Consider the following 17,653-nt stretch of genomic DNA (forward strand, 5'->3'; position numbering starts at 1 on the left):
TTTAATGTCTGAAGCTAAATCATCATATCAGCAAATTCTAAAAGCAACTTCGCTTTTTGGAGGTGTTCAGTTTTTTTCAATATTGATTTCACTGGTGCGTTCAAAGATAGTAGCTGTCTTATTGGGCCCTTCGGGAATTGGAATTCTCACACTTTTGAATGCTACCTTAGGGTTATTAAGCGGATTTACCGGTTTTGGGCTTGAGTTAAGCGGTGTTAAAAGTATTTCGGAGGTTAATTCTCAAGACAACCCGGAACTAATAGCAAAAGAAGCCGGTATTTTAAATCGATTGTGCTGGATAACCGGTTTTGCAGGAATGCTATTGACCATAGTTTTTTCGCCATGGCTTAGCCGATTGATTTTCGATTCGGAACGTTATACAATTGCCGTTATCTGGATTGCCGTTGCCTTGTTGTTTAAACAGGTTACAGGTAGTCATTTGGCCGTTTTGCAAGGTCTTAGGAGGTTGAAATATTTAGCCGAAGCGAATCTACTGGGGAATTTGATTGGGCTTATTATCACAATTCCGCTTTATTATATCTGGAAAGAAGAAGCAATCGCGCCTTCGATTACTATTGCTACTGTGACCGGTTTTCTATTCGCCTGGTTTTATGCGTCAAAACTTAAGCTGAATAATATAACGTTTTCAAATAAAGATGCTTTCAAGGAAGGAAAAAGCTTGATCCGATTAGGTTTCATGCTTAGCTTGAGCAGTTTTATTACGCTGTTTTCAGGCTATCTTCTTCAATTGTTTATTAATTACAGGTCTGGTATTGAGGAAGTCGGGTTTTATAATGCAGGTTTTGCTATTTTAAATTCGTATGTCGGGTTGATTTTTACCGCGATGGGTACCGATTATTTTCCAAGGCTTTCCGCTGTAAGCACCAATAACGAAAAGGTAAAGGAAATTGTAAACCAACAGGCTTTTGTTGCGGTTTTTCTCATCACCCCGGTGATTATCTTTTTTCTGGCTTTTTCACCGGTTATTGTCCGTTTGCTTTATTCGGTTAAATTTTATTCGATCATCCCGATGCTTACCTGGGGTATTTTGGGAATGTTGTTTCGTGCTGTTTCCTGGTCAATGGGATTTATTTTATTAGCCAAAGGCGATTCAAGAATATTTATTAAAACAGCTGTTGGGTTTAATGCAATTCAGTTGATTTTGAATGTTTTGGGTTATGTCTGGTTGGGTTTGGAAGGTTTGGGGATCAGTTTCGCGCTCTATTTTTTCATTCATTTTGTAGGAATGAAAGCAATAACGGGCAACTATTACAGCTTTCAGTTTGAAAAGGACTTTATCAGGCTTTTTAGCATTTGTGCTTCCTTGTGTTTAATTACATTTTTTGCATCATTTATAGTTCTTGACTGGCTCAAATACGCCGTTATGGGAATGATGATAATTATTTCAGTTATATTTACTTTTACAGAATTGAACAAAAAAGTTGATTTGAAAGAGGTTTTCAATAAAATCCGAAAGAAAAATGATTGATACAGCCAGGAAAATATACAGAAAGCAACGGTCTTTTTACCACAGGATGAAGTTTTATTTTTCGATCAACTGGACGAAAACACTATATTTCAATTTTAAGATGTTTCCTTTTTCTACAGCAGTGAAATTCCCGGTATATTTTTACGGCAGGGTTAAATTCAGCAGTTTAAAAGGTAAAATTGAAATTGATGCTCCAATCAAAAGCGGGATGATCGGTTTCGGGCAGACTTATGAAATGACTACCGTTTCCAAAGGAACTGCCGAGATTTTTCTGGCAGGTACAGTAATATTCAGAGGACATGTCCAATTTGGAAAAGATTATTTTGTTTACGTAGCTCCTTCGGCTGTTTTTTCTATGGGCCATATGGCCTCTTTAGCTTCCAACGGAAAAATAATCTGTGTCCATTCGATTTATATGGGGGATTGGGCACGAATTGGTTCCGAATCACAGGTTATCGACACTAACTTTCATCAAATGATAAATACACAAACAGGCGAGCGTTATCCCGTGACAGGCTCTGTTATGATAGGAAGTTATAATTATATAGGAAACAGGGTTTCGGTTATGCAGGGTGCCAACACACCTTCTTTTTGTACCATAGCTTCAAATAGTTTATGCAACAAGGATTTTTCGGATTCCGGTGAAAACATCCTCATTGGCGGTATCCCGGCAAAACTCCTTCAGACTAACATTTCCCGCGACTGGGAGGGAGAACAGGAGGCTTTGAACAGCTTTCTTTTGGTCTAATTTTCAAATCATAACATTTAATAACATTTTTTTATTTTTTTTGTAATCTTTTTTTTATAATAAATTAAAGATGATTTCTACTTTTGTAGGAATTAACAAATAAAATATAAAAATGAAAAAAGTTTTAATTGTATGCTTTTTAGCAGTTTTTTTTAATGCCAATTCTCAAATCAGCACAGCTACCGGAGGTGCAGGGAATGTATTGCCAAACAACCCTACTTCTAATACCAATGTAGGTATCGGAACCGATAATCCACTTGAAAAATTGGATGTAAGAGGCTCTGTAAGAGGTGAAAAAGGGATTTTTGATGGTGCTTTACCTAACGGAACACCAAGAGTCAATAATGATGATTTCGTGGTTTTGGCAGCTGGAAGTAAAATTGGTTCCGGAATTGGTTATGAGAAGACAAGAATGTTAAATTTCTTTGATTTTCCGAGCCCAACTGCGGGTACAAACACAGGATCTATAGCTTATTTTGGAATTGAGGACAGAAATGATTTCGGACGATACAGAATGGTTGCCCATACAGGCGGAAGTACAATGATGTATTTGATGAATAAGACCCAACAGGAATTTTTCAAAGTAAATGACGACGGATCTGATAACATTTACATGCAAATGGGTAAACCGAATTCAAGATTCATTATCGGAGGATATGCAGATTATGTACCGGGGTTAAGCCATAAGTTGGTTGTTCAGAACGGTAGTGCTTTAATCGAAGGGAATGTGATAACGAATTCTAATATCGGAATCGGAACTTCAAGTTTTGTTGATGGAAATGACACTTACAGATTGTCTGTTGACGGTGCAGTAAGAGCGGAGAGAGTTAGAGTATATACAAGCTGGGCAGATTTCGTTTTTGAACCGCAGTATAAGTTGCCAACACTTAAAGAAGTTGAGGCACATATTAAAGAAAAAGGACATTTAAAAGATATTCCTTCAGCAGCCGAAGTTGAGAAAAACGGTATTGATTTGGGAGAAATGAACAAACGTTTACTTCAGAAAGTTGAAGAATTGACGTTGTACATGATTAAAATGAATGAAGAAATTGAATCTTTAAAAAAACAAGTAAATGAGAAGTAACATGAAAAAATTTTTAATTGTTTTCTGCTTACTTTTTGCTTTGCTTTCCTTTTCACAGAATAATGGGGTTTACTCTTATTACCTGACTTTAAACGATCATAAAAAGGCACCTCAATTTGAAAGAATCGACGGTATGTTGGTCTATCAGGGAACTGATGAAAGCGTAAGTAAAATTTTTTCCAAATATGAGCTAATCAATTTTGAGCAGGCATTTCCGTATGCAATTGACAGAGCGGTTTTAAACGTATTTTTTGTTGAAACCACAAGTGGGGAAATGGTTCCGGAATTGTTAAGCGAATTGAGTTCGGATTACAGAGCGGCAGAAGACATCAGTAAGAGAAAAATAGATTTTTTATACTATCCGAATGATTATGGTACAACCAGTATGGTTCCGAATTTAGGAGCTGATGTTTCCAGAAAAGAATTAGACTATCACAAAGCTCCTCAGGCATGGGACATTACAAAAGGAAGTCCGAAGATTAAACTGGGAATTTCCGATACACCGCTGCAGTACGGTTTTGATGATTTCGCTGGAAAAGTAACGTTAACCAGTTCATCAACACCTTATTCCTATTCGCCCACAGCTTATTATCATGCGACATCGGTGGCGGCTCTGGCTGCTGCAAGAGGGGATAATGCACACGGCTCTGTTGGGGTTTGTATGGACTGTGATATCGTAGAAGGCGGAATGTGGATCGGTTCCGGAAGTTATGTAAACGGTGAAATTGTTTCGATCAACTCAAATTTATATAATATGGCTCGAGCAGGTGCAAGGGTGATCAATATGAGTTGGACCAATTCCGGTTATACCAATTCCACAACCTACAGTACGGTTGAACAGGCTGTGATTAACGACCTTGTAAATAATTACCGGGTTACTTTGGTTGCCGCAGCAGGTAATAAGGCATCGTTATCAACACCTCAGTCTTTTCACAGCATGACGGGTGCTAATGGTGTTCCTAACGGTGTGAATGAAACGCCTTTTGGTACATTGTACGTTTTTCCGGCTTCTTATGATAATGTTATTTCAGTATCCAGTGTAAGCCATAAAAATCCAGGAACATTGCCTATCACAGATGAGAGTCCTTCTTATTGCTGTACTTCTTCATGGTTTCCGGTTCATCTTGATATTGAAGATGCTGCCATCCGATGTGTAGGGGCACTGGATCCGTATAACCCTATGGTGGCTCCAAGAAATGGTTATTACCAAAATCAGTACAACCCTGACGGTTTTCAAAGAAATTTCACTTTGAATGATAAAGTTGATATTCTTGCAACAGGATATGGTGTTTTTGGTTATTCGGAGTGGGTTAATAGTAATGGTGCAAACCCGGCTGGTTGGGGAACATCCTATTCTGCTCCAATAGTAACCGGAACGATTGGGTTAATGTTAACAGTAAATGACTGTTTGTTTCCGAAAGAGATTGAAAGTATTCTGAAATTAACATCGAAAGATATAGAATTCAGAACCACCATTAATCAAGGTTTGGAAGGGACGATAGGTTCAGGTAAGCTGGAAATCTATCCCGCAGTTGATTTTGTGGATGAAATGAGAAAGACAAACGGAAATGCGGTAATCGATAATCATGTTTTCAACAGGTTTGAATTCGAACTTTATAAAATTAATAACAGGCTTACTATTAATGATGTTGATTTTGTAGATGATGCGAAGGCTGATTTTAAGGCTAGAAATGTAATTGAAATCACCGTTAGATCTGATTTTAGACCGAATGAAAACGGATTTGTGGATTTAAGAATTGATGAGAATATCAGTATTGACTGTACTCCGGTAGTTTTTGAGAAGAACAGCTCCGCTCCGGTAAAAGCTTCAGAGAATCTTGTTAAATCTGTTTTGTATCCCAATCCAAATAATGGAGCCTTTACAATAAATATCAACAGAAATGCTGAAAATGTTTCGGTAACGGTTTATGATATTTACGGTAAAAAGGTTTATGATTCAAATGAGAAAGAGGCAATTTTTAATTTGAATTTAGGAAATCTTGCTTCGGGTATGTATATCGTGAAGCTGCAAGGTAAATCGTTTAATGAAACTTTAAAGTTTACCAAAAAATAATTATTGAAAAGGGGAGCTTGCTCCCCTTTATTATTTTAATTGTGCCTTTAGTTTAAGCAGCAAGAGTTTAACCAACAGCCAATAATTTTTTGTTTTAAGGTTAAGGGAGATTTCATAATGAATCCTCTTGAGCAACGCTTTGTTTTCTTCCTTGGTTTTGTTGAGGTCTAAAGCTTTTTTAAGGATAAGAAAAGTGGAATAGTTCATTTTTCGTGCCCGCTTGTCACTTTTGCGGTGAAAATCCTTCGTCATAGCCGTTTTGGTGATTCTTTTTTGCACCACTACCGCATCTATGAATTCAAAGTCATAGCTTCTGGAAGCCCGGACCCAAAAGTCGAAATCTTCATAAGCCAGCTTTTCATCATAGCCGCCCAATTGCTCAAAAACACTTCGTTTTGTCATGGAAGATACCGAGCACATGGTTTCTCCGGAAAGCACTTCTTTGTACACATCGCCCGATGTTCTTTTTTCAATCACTTTCCTCTGGGAATCTGTCGGATAATAGAACGAATCAAAACGCCCGTCTTCCTGAATATTTTCAACATTGCCGTAAACCACTCCCAAATTGGGCAAACGGCTGTTTTTGAAGGTGTCAATCTGTATGGAAATGCAATCCGGAAGTAAAATGTCATCAGCCGCCAAATCAATTAAAAAATCGCCCTTTGCATATTGAAACGCTTTGTTAAAGGTTTTGGTGTTGCCTAAGTTTTTGTCATTCTTGATAAACAGCACTTCCGGGTGTTCCGAAAGCCAGTTTTCGATTACTTCCACAGAATTATCGGTACTGAAATCATCGCCCACGATAAGCTCAATGTCAGGATAGGATTGGTTAAGTACCGAATTTAGCGTCTCAACAACAAAATCCGCATGGTTGTAACACAAACAAATTACGGTAACCAAAGGCGATTTTTGCATATTTTTCGGTTGAGAGTTTTATATTTGATACGAAAATAATCAAACCGGATGACAATTCAAGGGCAGCGACCTAAAATAGCTTTGATAGGGTATCGTTTAAGCGGCGGCGGCGGCGATAGGGTAATGGCGAACCTGTCGTTGTTTTTTGATGCTCAAGGGTTTGAAGTGCACAATATCATCGTTTTGAATGAGGTGACTTTTCCTTATGCAGGCAAACTTTTGAATCTCGGCCTTCTGAAAAACGAATCCAATGGGTTTTACAATAAATGGCTTCGTCTGAAAGCGATAAAAAAATACCTCGATCAGCACCAATTCGACTTTATCATCGATTTCCGTTTCAGGATTAAGCCGATTCAGGAGCTTTTGTTGTCCCGGTGGATTTACAAGTCCAAGACGATTTTTACCGTGCACAGTTACCTGATTGATCATTATATGCCGAATACTTCATGGCTAACCCGATTGATGTACGGTTCCTGTCTGGCCAATGTTGCGATAACGGAGCAGACTAAAAACCTGATTGAAAAAAAACACCGCCTGAAGAATGTTGTAACGATTTACAATCCGGTTCCCATTGAAGAAATCTGTCAAAAAGCCACAGAAGAACTTTCGGTTGCTTATGATTATATTGCGGCCGTAGGGCAATTTGAAAGCCCGGTAAAGCAGTTTGATGTATTGATTGACTGTTATGCGAATTCGATTTTACCAAAGAAGAATATCCATCTGATACTCATAGGCGACGGCGATTTAAAGCCGAAACTGATGCAACAGGTTCAGGCGCTGAATCTTTCAGAATTTGTTCATTTTGTCGGATATCAGACGAATCCGTTCAAATATCTTAAGCAGGCAAAATTTACGGTTTTAAGCAGTGCCAATGAAGGATTGCCGATGGTTTTGCTGGAATCCTTAGCCTGTGGGACCCCGGTTGTGGCTTTTGACTGTGATTCAGGCCCCAGAGAAATTATTATCGATAAGGAAAATGGTCTTTTGGTTGAAAATCAGAACAGCGAAAAACTCACAGAAGCGATGGGTCTGATGGTTACCGATGAAAAATTATATGTACATTGCAGGTCAAACGCATTAGCGTCTGTCCGGAAATTTTCTTTGGAGGAAATCGGGAAACAATGGCTCAGCTTGTTGAAATAATACCTAATGAATGACGACAATACAAGATTGTAATATTTTAGAACTTCCTGTTGTAAACGATGTCAGAGGAAATTTGACTTTTGTGCAGGAAGGTTTTCTGCCTTTTAATTTCAAAAGAGTGTATTATCTTTTTGATGTACCCAGCACTGCCTATAGAGGCGGTCATTCCCATAAAGAACAAAATGAGGTCCTGATAGCCTTGAGCGGAAGTTTCGAAGTGGTTTTAAACGACGGAAAATCATCAAAAACAGTAACGCTCAACAAACCTAACATCGGGTTGCATATTCAAACCGGTATCTGGCGGGAACTGCAGAACTTCTCTTCCGGGGCCGTTTGCCTGGTTTTGGCCGAAGATGTGTTTGAAGAATCCGATTACATTCGTGATTATCAGGAATTTTTAGCTTCCAAATAATGAAATTACTCTTCATTACTCCAACGGTGGCCAACTTTGGCGGTGTGCCTAAAATTGCTTTAACAAGAGCGGATTATTGTGCCAGGGTTTGGGGAGATGAAGTCCATTTTATATCGCAGAACGAAGCGGGGAGAAAACCTTTTTTTGATGTGGATACTTCCATAACGTTCCACAATATTCAATTGGGAAAGAAGGATTTTCGCTTTTTCAGCAATTATATCCAACAGGTTCAGGCTTTGACGGATTCGATTCAACCGGATATCATTTTGGTTTTTGATAATGGTCTGAAGGCATTTCTGCTTCCTTTTTTTCTGAAAACAACAGCAAAAACCGTTTTTGAATGCCATAGTGCTTTGGATGTTCAGGAGCGGAGCAATAGTTCTTGGTTTGAGTTGATTGGCTCGCCTTTGTATAAGTTTTTCAAAAGAAAGGCTGTTAAGCGTTACGACCTGTTTTTGACATTGTCAGAAGCCAGTGCCCGGGAATGGAAGGTTAAAAAGAACTACGTAATCGTTCCAAATTTTGTTCAGAATACAAGCGGAAAAATTTCCTCGCTCACTAATAAAACAGTTTTAGTTGTGGCCCGTAATGCTTATGAAAAAGGGTTTGACCGATTGTTGGACATCTGGGAAGCAGTCTGCGGTCAAAATCAGGATTGGAAGTTGCAGCTTATTACAAATGAAGACGGTTTTTTCGATCTAAAGAAAGCAATAACGGAAAGAAAACTGATTAATGTAGAAGTTATTCCGCCACAGCAAAACATCGATGAATTCTACTCTGAAGCTTCTGTTTACCTCATGACTTCCCGTTACGAAGGTTTTCCGTTGGTACTGCTTGAAGCAATGGCTTTCGGATTAGCGGTAATCGCCTATAACTGTCCGATCGGGCCTGGGGAAATAATCCGGAACAACGAAAACGGTCTCTTGGCAGCAAATGACAATCAGGCGGAATTCGTTTCAAAATTGAACCTCTTACTACAGGATTTCAGTCAACGGGAAATGTTTCAGCAAAATGCCATTGCAACAGCTTCTCAGTATTTGCTAGAAAAAATGATGGATGCCTTTAATTCGCAGGTAAGGTCGAGTTAAAGCTCTATAAAAGGCAAGTGTTTTATTTTTTCAAATTGCAGACTTTTTTCGGCTACGTATGGGCTGTTCAATGTGGTTTCCGCCGCAATTTCAGGTAATTCCTTTTCAGCTATACCGTTTTTTACGAAGAAAAGATTGTTTCCATACGCATTTGAGCCTACTAACCGGTAATTTTTCTCTTTTCCCAATTTCACCAGTGCCGAAGTGGAAGCTCCATAATACAAATCCTGATTCGGGTTTTTAGAACTGCCGTCCTGATAAGGCACGACAAGATTCCTGTTGCCGAAAGCGACTTGGCTTTCAATGACAACTATTTTAGGTTCAATGGTTTCTAAAGCCTTCCAGATCCAATAATCATTGCTGTCGATGTCGATGGAAAGCAATTCGATTTCACCCGAAAAGTTTTCACCTGAAATAATCTGGTTGATGTTTTGCGGCGTAACGACAGCTTGCTTGAATTTAGGCTTAAGCGTCCACGGATTAGGATATTTGGCATAAAATTTTTCACCGATGCTCAAAGCGGTTTTATCAGCATCGATAAAGAGCCCGTTCCAGCCGAAGTTAACGGCAAAATTGGCGCAATTGCTGTTGATACCGTCGTCTGAACCAATATCCACAAATCGTTTGTTGCCCATTCCGATCACTGAAAAAAGATACAGCAGTTTTCCGTCTTCTTCAAATTGAGAAAAAACCTTAAAACCAGTGGTGTTAAAGTCGATGGTTTTTCCGGATTCGATTTTTTCCCTGTACAACTGAAAAAGCTGTACCTGACCGATTTGCACAGCGGCTGAGAACTTATCTTTCAGCCAGAAAACATAGAAATACTTCTTAATAAATTGTTTGATCATCGGAATCGTCCTTTAGATGATTGCAGTTAATTGCCAATCGTAAATGTAAAAATAGTATTTTTGGGTTCAAATGAAAGAAACCAGGTTAAACATTATAAGTTTTGACAATCCATATCCGCCCAATTACGGGGGGATTATTGATGTTTTTTATAAAGTAAAAGCCTTGCATGAAATAGGTTATTCCATTTATTTTCATTGTTTTGCAAAGGAAATCCCCGAGCATTTCGAGGAGTTGAAAGCCATTACGACCGAAGTCTTTTTTTATAAGACCAATGAAAAACCACTTTATGTATTGGCCGGGCTCCCTTTTTCTGTTATTTCGAGAAGTGATGCAAAACTGGCGGAGAATCTTGCCAAAATAGAGGCGCCGATTCTGTATGAAGGGCTCAAAACAACTTGTCTGGTGAACGACATCCGTTTACGGAAACACAAAAAAATATTAAGGCTGCAAAATATAGAAGAGGATTATTTTGAAGGGATTGCCAGAAGCGAGCAATCGATTTTTAAAAAAATCCTTTTCAAGATGGAAGCCCGAAAATACAGGCGGTACAAAGATGTTTTTTCTTCATTTCAGGAAATCATTACACTTTCTAAATTCGAAAATGAAAGCATCCAAAGGCAGTTTGCCCATACGACTTATATTCCTGTTTTTCACGGAAATGAAAAGGTCGTGCCGCTGGAAGGCTTTGGTGAATATTCCCTTTATCATGGGGATTTAAATACTTCGGATAACCGGAAAAGTGTAGCCTTTCTGATAAATGTGTTTAAAAAGCTTCCGAATCATAAATTGGTAATTGCAGCCGGTTCGAATGAAGCGTTTGTTACGGATCTAATCGGAAATTCAGCTAATATTGAATTTGTTAAACTGAACGATTTCAGTCATTTAAAAGAATTATTGCAAAAGGCTCATACCAGTATCAGCTGGTCGTTTCAAAAGTCCGGAACTAAATTAAAAGCGATAAATTCGTTGTTCAACACAAGGTTTTGCATTATCAATGAAAACATTATTGACGATGAAACCGTGGCAGATTTGTGTGAACTGGCTAAAACAGAAGAAGAACTGATAGCAAAAATTGAAGGCATGGCCCAAAAACCATTTTCAGAATATCCAAAACGAAAAGAAATTCTGGAAAACTATATGAGTGATGTAAACAATGCCCGAAAAATTGAAGCGCTGATAAACCGTATCCCATGAAAAGAGCAGCAATAGCCGGCATTATTTTGAATAAACTGGAACAAAACCGAGCCTTTTTAAAAGAACAGTTCGATGCCAGTAAAGGACAAATCGGGTATTTCTTTTTAGATGATGTACTACCGGAAGATTTTGTCATGGAAATCTACTCGGCTTTCCCCAAGCCGGAACAAATGGTGCTGAAAAAAAGCCTAAGGGAAAACAAATACATTGCCGCCCAGATGGATCAGTATGCTCCGCTTCTAGAAGAAGTGATTTATGCTTTTCAGGACAAAAGGGTAGTGGAAATGATTGCCGGAATATGCGAAATCGAAAGTCCTGTGCCTGATGAAAATCTTTATGCCGGCGGTATTTCGTTAATGGCCCATAAACAATTCCTGAATCCGCATCTGGACAATTCGCACGATAAAGACAGGAATTTGTGGCGCGTTTTGAACCTGCTGTATTATGTGACCCCGAATTGGGAGGAAAGCTATGGCGGAAATTTAGAAATCTGGCCGAACGGTCTGGAAAAGGAGCAAATTACCATTCACAGTAAATTCAACCGCTTGGCGGTAATGGCAACGCACAATCAATCACTGCATTCGGTTTCACCGGTGGTTTTTGAAGGTGAAAGATGCTGTATTTCCAATTATTACTTTTCTGAAAAGCCGTTGTTGGCTACCGATGATTTTCATGTAACCTCTTTCCGTGGAAGACCGGAAAATAAATTCACCGATTTGCTACTGCAATGTGATACCTGGCTTCGTATGAATCTCCGAAAAATATTCAAAAAGGGAATCAAGGAAAACCCGCACGTTTACAAGAAAGACAAGTAGTTTATACCGTACGCTGTACTACTTCAAACAACTGCCCGTTTTCGCATTTAAGCGTTTTTGAAGGGAATTTCATCAGCAACGCATAATCGTGTGTGGCCATAATGATGGTCTTGCCGTTCTGGTTGATTTTTTTCAACACCTCCATAACTTCCACGCTGGTTTGCGGATCTAAGTTTCCGGTTGGTTCATCGGCTAAGATCAATTCCGGATCGTTTAACAAAGCTCTTGCAATGGCAACACGTTGTTGTTCCCCACCGGAAAGCTGGTGTGGCATTTTACCGGTCATCGATTTCATGCCTACTTTATCCAGTACTTCCTCGATTTTGGTCTGCATTTCTTCTTTTTCAGACCAGCCGGTAGCCTGTAAAACGAATTCTAGGTTGTCGTGTACGTTTCGGTCCGGCAACAACTTGAAATCCTGAAAAACGATACCCAATTTTCGTCTTAAAAACGGGATGTCGTTTTCTTTAAGTGTTCTTAAATCGTAGTCTACAATGGTGCCTTCACCGTTGGTTAAATCCAAATCGGCGTACAGCGTTTTCATCAAACTACTCTTTCCTGAACCGGTTTTACCAATGATGTATAGAAAATCCCCGTGTTTGATATCAAGATTTACATTCGATAAAATGGCGTTGCCTTCCTGGAATATAGTTACATCTTTAAGAGAAAGAATGGTTTGTGACATGTTGTAGCTTTTAATTTTGGTAAAAGTAAGAAGTAGAACGAACTTTTTCAAATAAAATTATTTTTGTTTCAAAACTTGGTTGTTTGTTGATTCGGTTATTTGGTTATGTGGTTGTCTGGAATTTCATTTCTGGCTCGAATTTTGTTGAAAACATATATAATAAACCCCGAAAATCCCACGTTATTAACCACGGGAATTTGATATATTTGAATCATTAAAAAGCCAAAATTATGCGAAAACTGAACAGGTTTATTTGTACCTCCCTCATTTTAAGTGCCTTAAATCTCTCTGCGCAACAATCCAATATCTATACTCACGAACTCACGGACTTCGACAAAGCTGTTGTGCTTTATAAAGACAAACAATATCAAGCGGCTCAGATTCTGTTTGACAAGGTGAAAAACAAGGCTTCCGATGAGGAAGTGAAGTCGGATTGTGCTTATTACAGTGCCAACTGTGCCATTCGTTTAGAGCAGTCCGGTGCCGATGCTATGATGGAAGATTTCGTAGAAAAATATCCTACTTCGTCTAAGCAAAACCAGGCGTTTATTGAAGTGGCGCATTACTATTTTGAAATGAGCAACTATCCGCAGGCTTTAAAATATTTCGACAGGGCAGATGAAGGTTCCATGACCAATGAGGAGCGCGAAAAGTTTAATTTCCAGAAAGGCTATTGTTATTTTTCCGCTAAGAATAAGAAGGAAGCCGAAAAGTATTTCAACAAAGTGGCCAATTCTCAGGAATACGGTTCACAGGCGAAGTATTATTTAGGCTACATGGCTTACGAAACCGATAACTACAAAGAAGCAACACAATATTTTGAACAGGTTCAGGATCAGGATAAATACAAAGAAAAAATGTCCTATTTCCAGGCAGATATGAACTTCAAATTGGGGAATTTCCAAAAGGCAATCGACCTGGGTGTTCCGCAATTGTCCAAATCCAATGCCGAAGAAAAATCCGAGCTGAACAAAATCATCGGGGAAAGTTATTTCAACCTGAAACAATACGATAAAGCACTGCCGTATTTAAAAGAATACCGCGGTAAAAAAGGCAAGTGGAACAACACCGATTTCTATCAGTTGGGCTACGCTTATTACAAAGCCGGCGATTATGAAAACGCCATCGGGGAATTCAATAAAATCATCAACGGACAGGACGGTGTGGCGCAAAATGCGTACTACCATTTAGGGGAAAGCTATCTGAAACTGAACAAGAAACAGGAAGCTTTAAACGCTTTCAAAAACGCTTCCGAAATGGAATTCGAGGCTAAAATCCAGGAAGACGCTCACCTGAATTACGCCAAATTGAGCTACGAAATCGGAAACCCATACCAAAGCGTACCGGAAGTGTTGATGGGCTACATGACCAAATACCCGAATACGCCTTACAAACAGGAAATCGAAAACCTGTTGATCAATTCTTATATCACTTCTAAAAATTATAAAGAAGCCTTGAGTTTATTGGAAAAAAACAAAAATCCGCAAAACCGTCAGGCGTATCAGAAAGTAGCGTTTTACAGAGGTTTGGAATTGTATACCGACGGGAATTATCAGGACGCTTTAGCCTTGTTCAAAAAATCGATTGCCGAGCCGAGAGATGCTAAATTTACCGCTCGTGCCACATTCTGGAAAGGTGAAACCGAATACAATCTGGATCAGTTTAATGAAGCGTTGATCAGCTTCAAGCAATTTTCAGGTTCAGCGGAAGCCAAAAATGTACCGGAAGCCAAAAATGCCGATTACAACATCGCTTATGCTTATTTCAAACTGAAAGAGTATGAAAATGCCGCCAAACATTTTCAGGATTATGTGGCTTCTGCCAAAGGCGATAATGTTCGTCTGACCGATGCTTATCTGCGTATGGCAGACAGTTATTTCGTGACCACAAAATACTGGCCGGCAATGGATGCCTACAACAAAGCCATTGAATTGCGCAGTGTGGATGCCGATTACGCGCATTTCCAAAAAGCGATGTCGTATGGTTTTGTGGGTAAAAACGATAAGAAAATTGAAGATCTGATTTCGTTCATGAAGTTACACGCTAAGTCTCAATATGCAGACGATGCCTTGTACGAATTAGGAAATACCTACGTGACCGAAAACAATGTAAACAAAGCGGTTGATACCTATGACCGCCTGAAAAACGAATACAAATCGAGTTCCTATATTTCGAAAGCGATCTTGCGTCAGGGATTGGTGTATTACAACAATGATAACGATCAGCAGGCGTTAACGAAATTCAAAGAAGTGGTGGCGAAATATCCAAGAACAGAAGAAGCCAATGAAGCGGTGGCAACAGCCCGTCTGATCTACATGGATAATAACAAAGTGGACGAATACGCGGCTTGGGTAAAAACGCTTGATTTCGTAGAAGTTTCCAACGCCGATCTAGATAATGATACGTACAACGCGGCCGAGAAACAATATTTGCAGAACAACGCGAAACAGGCCATTTCAGGTTTCAGCGGTTATTTGGCGAATTTCCCTAACGGATTGCACGCTCTGAAGGCCAATTTCTATCTGGCACAGTTGTATTTCGCAGACGGTTTGGCCAACAACGCTATTCCTAATTACGAATACGTGATCAGTAAGGCTAGAAACGAATATACGGAGCAGTCCTTAGCCCGTTTATGTGAAATTCATCTGAAAAACAAAACGTACGACAAAGCGATTCCGGTGTTGAAACGTTTGGAAACCGAAGCTGATTTTCCTCAGAACGTGACTTTCGCGCAATCTAACCTGATGAAATGTTACTATGAAGCTAAAGACTATGCAAATGCCGTAGTGTATGCGGATAAAGTATTAGTGAATTCAAAAGTAGAGGATCATATCAAGAGTGATGCACAAATCATTGTGGCGCGTTCGGCAATCAAAAGCAACGATGAGACAAAAGCGAAAGAAGCCTATGCAAAACTGCAGAAGATTGCCAAAGGGGAATTAGCAGCAGAAGCGTTGTATTACGATGCTTATTTCAAAAACAAAGAAGGGAAATTTGAAGCGTCCAACACCGTGGTTCAGAAGTTAGCCAAAGATTATTCCGGTTATAAATATTTCGGAGCTAAAGGTTTGATTGTGATGGCGAAAAATTTCTATGGTTTGAAAGACAGCTTCCAGGCGACGTACATTCTGGAAAGTGTTATTAAAAACTTCGCACAGTTTGAAGACGTAGTTGCAGAAGCCCAAACCGAGCTGGATTTCATTAAAGGGGAAGAAGCGAAACGTAATTCATCAATCACTAATTAGAAAAAAGAGACAAGAGACAAGAAATAAGAAACAAGAGCAAAGAACCAAGAAACAAGAGCAAAGAACCAAGAAACAAGGGCCAGGAATAGTTAAGGATTAGTTTTTGAGTTACTCAACTTAATCTTTCTTCTTGTTTCTTTCTTCTAAAAATCTAAAATATGAGCAAGACTTTCAGATATATCACAGTTGTAATTTTGTTAACAGGATTGCAAACCTTCGCCCAGAAGAGGGACGAGAACATCGGAACGGAAGTAGTAAATGTGGTTAAACCGTATACGCCAACTATTTCCGATGCTTTTAAGGTGAAAGAAACCCCGGTTATCGAAGACGAGACCAATACGGACAAAGAAGAGATCAAATACAATATTTTTTCTTTTCCGGTAGCTTCGACTTTTACACCGGCTAAGGGTAAAGCAGCATCGGTTGATAAATCCGCTAAAGAGAAAATCTTTAAAAACTATGCTACGTTAGGCGTTGGTAATTACGGAACCATCAATGGGGAATTGTTTGTCACCGAAAACATCAGCGGTACAGACTATGTGGGTGGAATGCTTCGCCATTTATCCTCGCAAGGTGGTATTGAAGGTGTAAAACTTGACGACAAATACTACGACACGTCTTTGGATTTAACTTACGGAAGCAGAACCCGTGAGATGGATTGGAGTGCGGATTTAGGGTATAAGCATCAAATCTATAACTGGTATGGTTTGCCAACAGAATTTGTGGATTTTACAGACGATGCCATCAAACTTATTGACGAGCAGCAAACCTATCACACCCTTACCTTAGGCGCTAAATTAGGGATGAAAGACAGTCCTTTGGAGGAAACCTCTTTGCAGTTCAAACGTTTTTGGGATGCGCTAGGTTCCCAGGAAAACAGATTTTTCGTTAAGCCTGCGATCAATTTTGAAGTGGATAATTTCAAATTCAAATCCGGTTTCGTAGTGGATTACGTGGGCGGAAGCTTTGATACAGATTATTTTGCTACCGGAGACATTTCGTATTCCTATTTGAATTTTGGTGCCCAACCGTCAATCTTATTGCAACAGGACGACTTATCGGTTCAGGCCGGAGCAGGTTTTTTCTATAGTGTTGGGAAATACAATGAAGCCAGCGATAATAAATTCTACATTTTTCCACAGGTGAAAGCGTCTTACAAATTAGTGGGAGACATTATGATAGCCTACGCGGGAGCAGAAGGAACGCTGAAACAAAATACCTTTGCCGATTTTGCCGGAGAAAACAAATTTGTATCGCCAACATTGGCCATCGCGCCTACCAATCAGCAATATGATGTGTATGTGGGGATGAAAGGGAAACTAGCCAATACGGTAACGTTCAATGTAAGAGGTTCTTATATGGCGGAAGACGACAAAGCCTTTTTTGTGGCAAATCAATATGAAACGGCAAATACAAATAAAGAAGGCTATACCTACGGTAATTCCTTTGGTGTGGTGTATGATAATTTGACCACCATCAGTGTTTTTGGGGAATTGAAAATGGATTTCTCTAAGAATGCTTCTTTCGGAATCAACGGAACCTTCAACAGTTTTACCACCGATCAGGCTGAAGCATGGAACCTGCCGAGTTTGAAGATTGGTGCGAACCTTGATGTGAACATCACTAAAAAATGGTACGCCGGAACCACTGTTTTCTTCGTGGGAGAGCGTAAAGACCAGTTCTATTACAATGATATTTCGTTAACAGAGCCGTTGTTCAAAACCGTAACTTTAGACAGTTATTTCGATTTGAATGCCCATTTAGGCTACAAATACAACGAGCGTTTAACCGGTTTCTTAAAACTGAACAACATTGCCAACCAGCAATACGAACGATGGATGAACTATCCGGTACAAGGCTTCCAGTTTCTAATTGGTGCCAATTACAAATTTGACTTTTAGTTCCCATAAAT

The 17,653-nt window shown here is 39.3% G+C and carries 14 protein-coding genes; 11 read left to right on the forward strand and 3 right to left on the reverse strand.

Annotation, left to right across the window (positions count from 1 at the left end):
• The first annotated feature begins 4 nt into the window (after window positions 1-4).
• The 4 genes from ACWPKD_RS12115 (at window position 5) to ACWPKD_RS12130 (ending at window position 5,395) form a co-directional block, all read left to right on the forward strand.
• Entirely contained in the window at window positions 5-1,489 is a 1,485-nt protein-coding gene (locus ACWPKD_RS12115) for an oligosaccharide flippase family protein (RefSeq protein ID WP_455412937.1), read from the forward strand.
• Window positions 1,482-2,237 (forward strand): acyltransferase, encoded by a 756-nt coding sequence (locus ACWPKD_RS12120; protein ID WP_455412938.1) that lies wholly within the window; start codon window positions 1,482-1,484, stop codon window positions 2,235-2,237. The genes ACWPKD_RS12115 and ACWPKD_RS12120 overlap by 8 nt, the downstream gene beginning before the upstream one ends.
• Before the next feature lie 112 nt (window positions 2,238-2,349).
• Window positions 2,350-3,321 carry a hypothetical protein gene (locus ACWPKD_RS12125; RefSeq protein WP_455412939.1) on the forward strand — a complete coding sequence of 324 codons (972 nt, stop codon included), beginning with the start codon at window positions 2,350-2,352 and terminating at the stop codon, window positions 3,319-3,321.
• Window position 3,322: 1 nt separating this feature from the next.
• Complete coding sequence (locus ACWPKD_RS12130; RefSeq protein WP_455412940.1) at window positions 3,323-5,395, forward strand: S8 family serine peptidase; 2,073 nt, start codon at window positions 3,323-3,325, stop codon at window positions 5,393-5,395.
• Window positions 5,396-5,425: 30 nt separating this feature from the next.
• Here the strand turns inward: ACWPKD_RS12130 and ACWPKD_RS12135 are convergent, their stop codons facing one another.
• Entirely contained in the window at window positions 5,426-6,310 is an 885-nt protein-coding gene (locus ACWPKD_RS12135) for a glycosyltransferase (RefSeq protein ID WP_455412941.1), read from the reverse strand.
• A 48-nt stretch (window positions 6,311-6,358) separates the two neighbouring features.
• Here ACWPKD_RS12135 and ACWPKD_RS12140 point away from each other — a divergent pair, with 48 nt between their 5' ends.
• From ACWPKD_RS12140 to ACWPKD_RS12150, 3 genes are read left to right on the forward strand one after another with little or no spacing between them, the layout of a single operon-like run.
• Entirely contained in the window at window positions 6,359-7,453 is a 1,095-nt protein-coding gene (locus ACWPKD_RS12140; protein ID WP_455412942.1) for a glycosyltransferase, read from the forward strand.
• Between the two features lie 10 nt (window positions 7,454-7,463).
• Entirely contained in the window at window positions 7,464-7,865 is a 402-nt protein-coding gene (locus ACWPKD_RS12145) for a sugar 3,4-ketoisomerase (protein ID WP_455412943.1), read from the forward strand.
• Window positions 7,865-8,953 (forward strand): glycosyltransferase, encoded by a 1,089-nt coding sequence (locus ACWPKD_RS12150; protein ID WP_455412944.1) that lies wholly within the window; start codon window positions 7,865-7,867, stop codon window positions 8,951-8,953. Before ACWPKD_RS12145 ends, ACWPKD_RS12150 begins: the two co-directional genes overlap by 1 nt.
• Here the strand turns inward: ACWPKD_RS12150 and ACWPKD_RS12155 are convergent.
• Complete coding sequence (locus ACWPKD_RS12155) at window positions 8,950-9,801, reverse strand: hypothetical protein (RefSeq protein ID WP_455412945.1); 852 nt, start codon at window positions 9,799-9,801, stop codon at window positions 8,950-8,952. The two genes, ACWPKD_RS12150 and ACWPKD_RS12155, sit on opposite strands and share 4 nt — an antisense overlap.
• Before the next feature lie 70 nt (window positions 9,802-9,871).
• Here ACWPKD_RS12155 and ACWPKD_RS12160 point away from each other — a divergent pair, with 70 nt between their 5' ends.
• Entirely contained in the window at window positions 9,872-10,996 is a 1,125-nt protein-coding gene (locus ACWPKD_RS12160) for a hypothetical protein (RefSeq protein WP_455412946.1), read from the forward strand.
• Entirely contained in the window at window positions 10,993-11,811 is an 819-nt protein-coding gene (locus ACWPKD_RS12165) for a 2OG-Fe(II) oxygenase (RefSeq protein WP_455412947.1), read from the forward strand. Before ACWPKD_RS12160 ends, ACWPKD_RS12165 begins: the two co-directional genes overlap by 4 nt.
• 1 nt (window position 11,812) lies before the next feature.
• On the opposite strand, the gene ACWPKD_RS12170 is transcribed toward ACWPKD_RS12165, so the two are convergent.
• Window positions 11,813-12,496, reverse strand: coding sequence for a cell division ATP-binding protein FtsE (locus ACWPKD_RS12170; RefSeq protein WP_455412948.1), 684 nt, complete (start codon window positions 12,494-12,496; stop codon window positions 11,813-11,815).
• Between the two features lie 230 nt (window positions 12,497-12,726).
• Here ACWPKD_RS12170 and ACWPKD_RS12175 point away from each other — a divergent pair, with 230 nt between their 5' ends.
• Both ACWPKD_RS12175 and ACWPKD_RS12180 read left to right on the forward strand, forming a co-directional pair.
• A complete protein-coding gene (locus ACWPKD_RS12175; RefSeq protein WP_455412949.1) occupies window positions 12,727-15,741 on the forward strand; it encodes a tetratricopeptide repeat protein in 3,015 nt (1,004 codons plus the stop codon).
• 158 nt (window positions 15,742-15,899) lie between these two features.
• Window positions 15,900-17,642, forward strand: coding sequence for a TonB-dependent receptor (locus ACWPKD_RS12180; protein ID WP_455412950.1), 1,743 nt, complete (start codon window positions 15,900-15,902; stop codon window positions 17,640-17,642).
• The last annotated feature ends 11 nt before the right edge of the window (window positions 17,643-17,653 follow it).

Source organism: Flavobacterium pedocola (genome assembly GCF_053764385.1).

Coding starts and splice junctions, on each gene's coding strand:
- ACWPKD_RS12155 (WP_455412945.1), bottom strand. CDS start 9,801: ATGATCAAACAATTTATTAAGAAGTATTTCTATGTTTTCTGGCTGAAA.
- ACWPKD_RS12145 (WP_455412943.1), top strand. CDS start 7,464: ATGACGACAATACAAGATTGTAATATTTTAGAACTTCCTGTTGTAAAC.
- ACWPKD_RS12170 (WP_455412948.1), bottom strand. CDS start 12,496: ATGTCACAAACCATTCTTTCTCTTAAAGATGTAACTATATTCCAGGAA.
- ACWPKD_RS12165 (WP_455412947.1), top strand. CDS start 10,993: ATGAAAAGAGCAGCAATAGCCGGCATTATTTTGAATAAACTGGAACAA.
- ACWPKD_RS12175 (WP_455412949.1), top strand. CDS start 12,727: ATGCGAAAACTGAACAGGTTTATTTGTACCTCCCTCATTTTAAGTGCC.
- ACWPKD_RS12125 (WP_455412939.1), top strand. CDS start 2,350: ATGAAAAAAGTTTTAATTGTATGCTTTTTAGCAGTTTTTTTTAATGCC.
- ACWPKD_RS12150 (WP_455412944.1), top strand. CDS start 7,865: ATGAAATTACTCTTCATTACTCCAACGGTGGCCAACTTTGGCGGTGTG.
- ACWPKD_RS12130 (WP_455412940.1), top strand. CDS start 3,323: ATGAAAAAATTTTTAATTGTTTTCTGCTTACTTTTTGCTTTGCTTTCC.
- ACWPKD_RS12180 (WP_455412950.1), top strand. CDS start 15,900: ATGAGCAAGACTTTCAGATATATCACAGTTGTAATTTTGTTAACAGGA.
- ACWPKD_RS12120 (WP_455412938.1), top strand. CDS start 1,482: ATGATTGATACAGCCAGGAAAATATACAGAAAGCAACGGTCTTTTTAC.
- ACWPKD_RS12160 (WP_455412946.1), top strand. CDS start 9,872: ATGAAAGAAACCAGGTTAAACATTATAAGTTTTGACAATCCATATCCG.
- ACWPKD_RS12135 (WP_455412941.1), bottom strand. CDS start 6,310: ATGCAAAAATCGCCTTTGGTTACCGTAATTTGTTTGTGTTACAACCAT.
- ACWPKD_RS12115 (WP_455412937.1), top strand. CDS start 5: ATGTCTGAAGCTAAATCATCATATCAGCAAATTCTAAAAGCAACTTCG.
- ACWPKD_RS12140 (WP_455412942.1), top strand. CDS start 6,359: ATGACAATTCAAGGGCAGCGACCTAAAATAGCTTTGATAGGGTATCGT.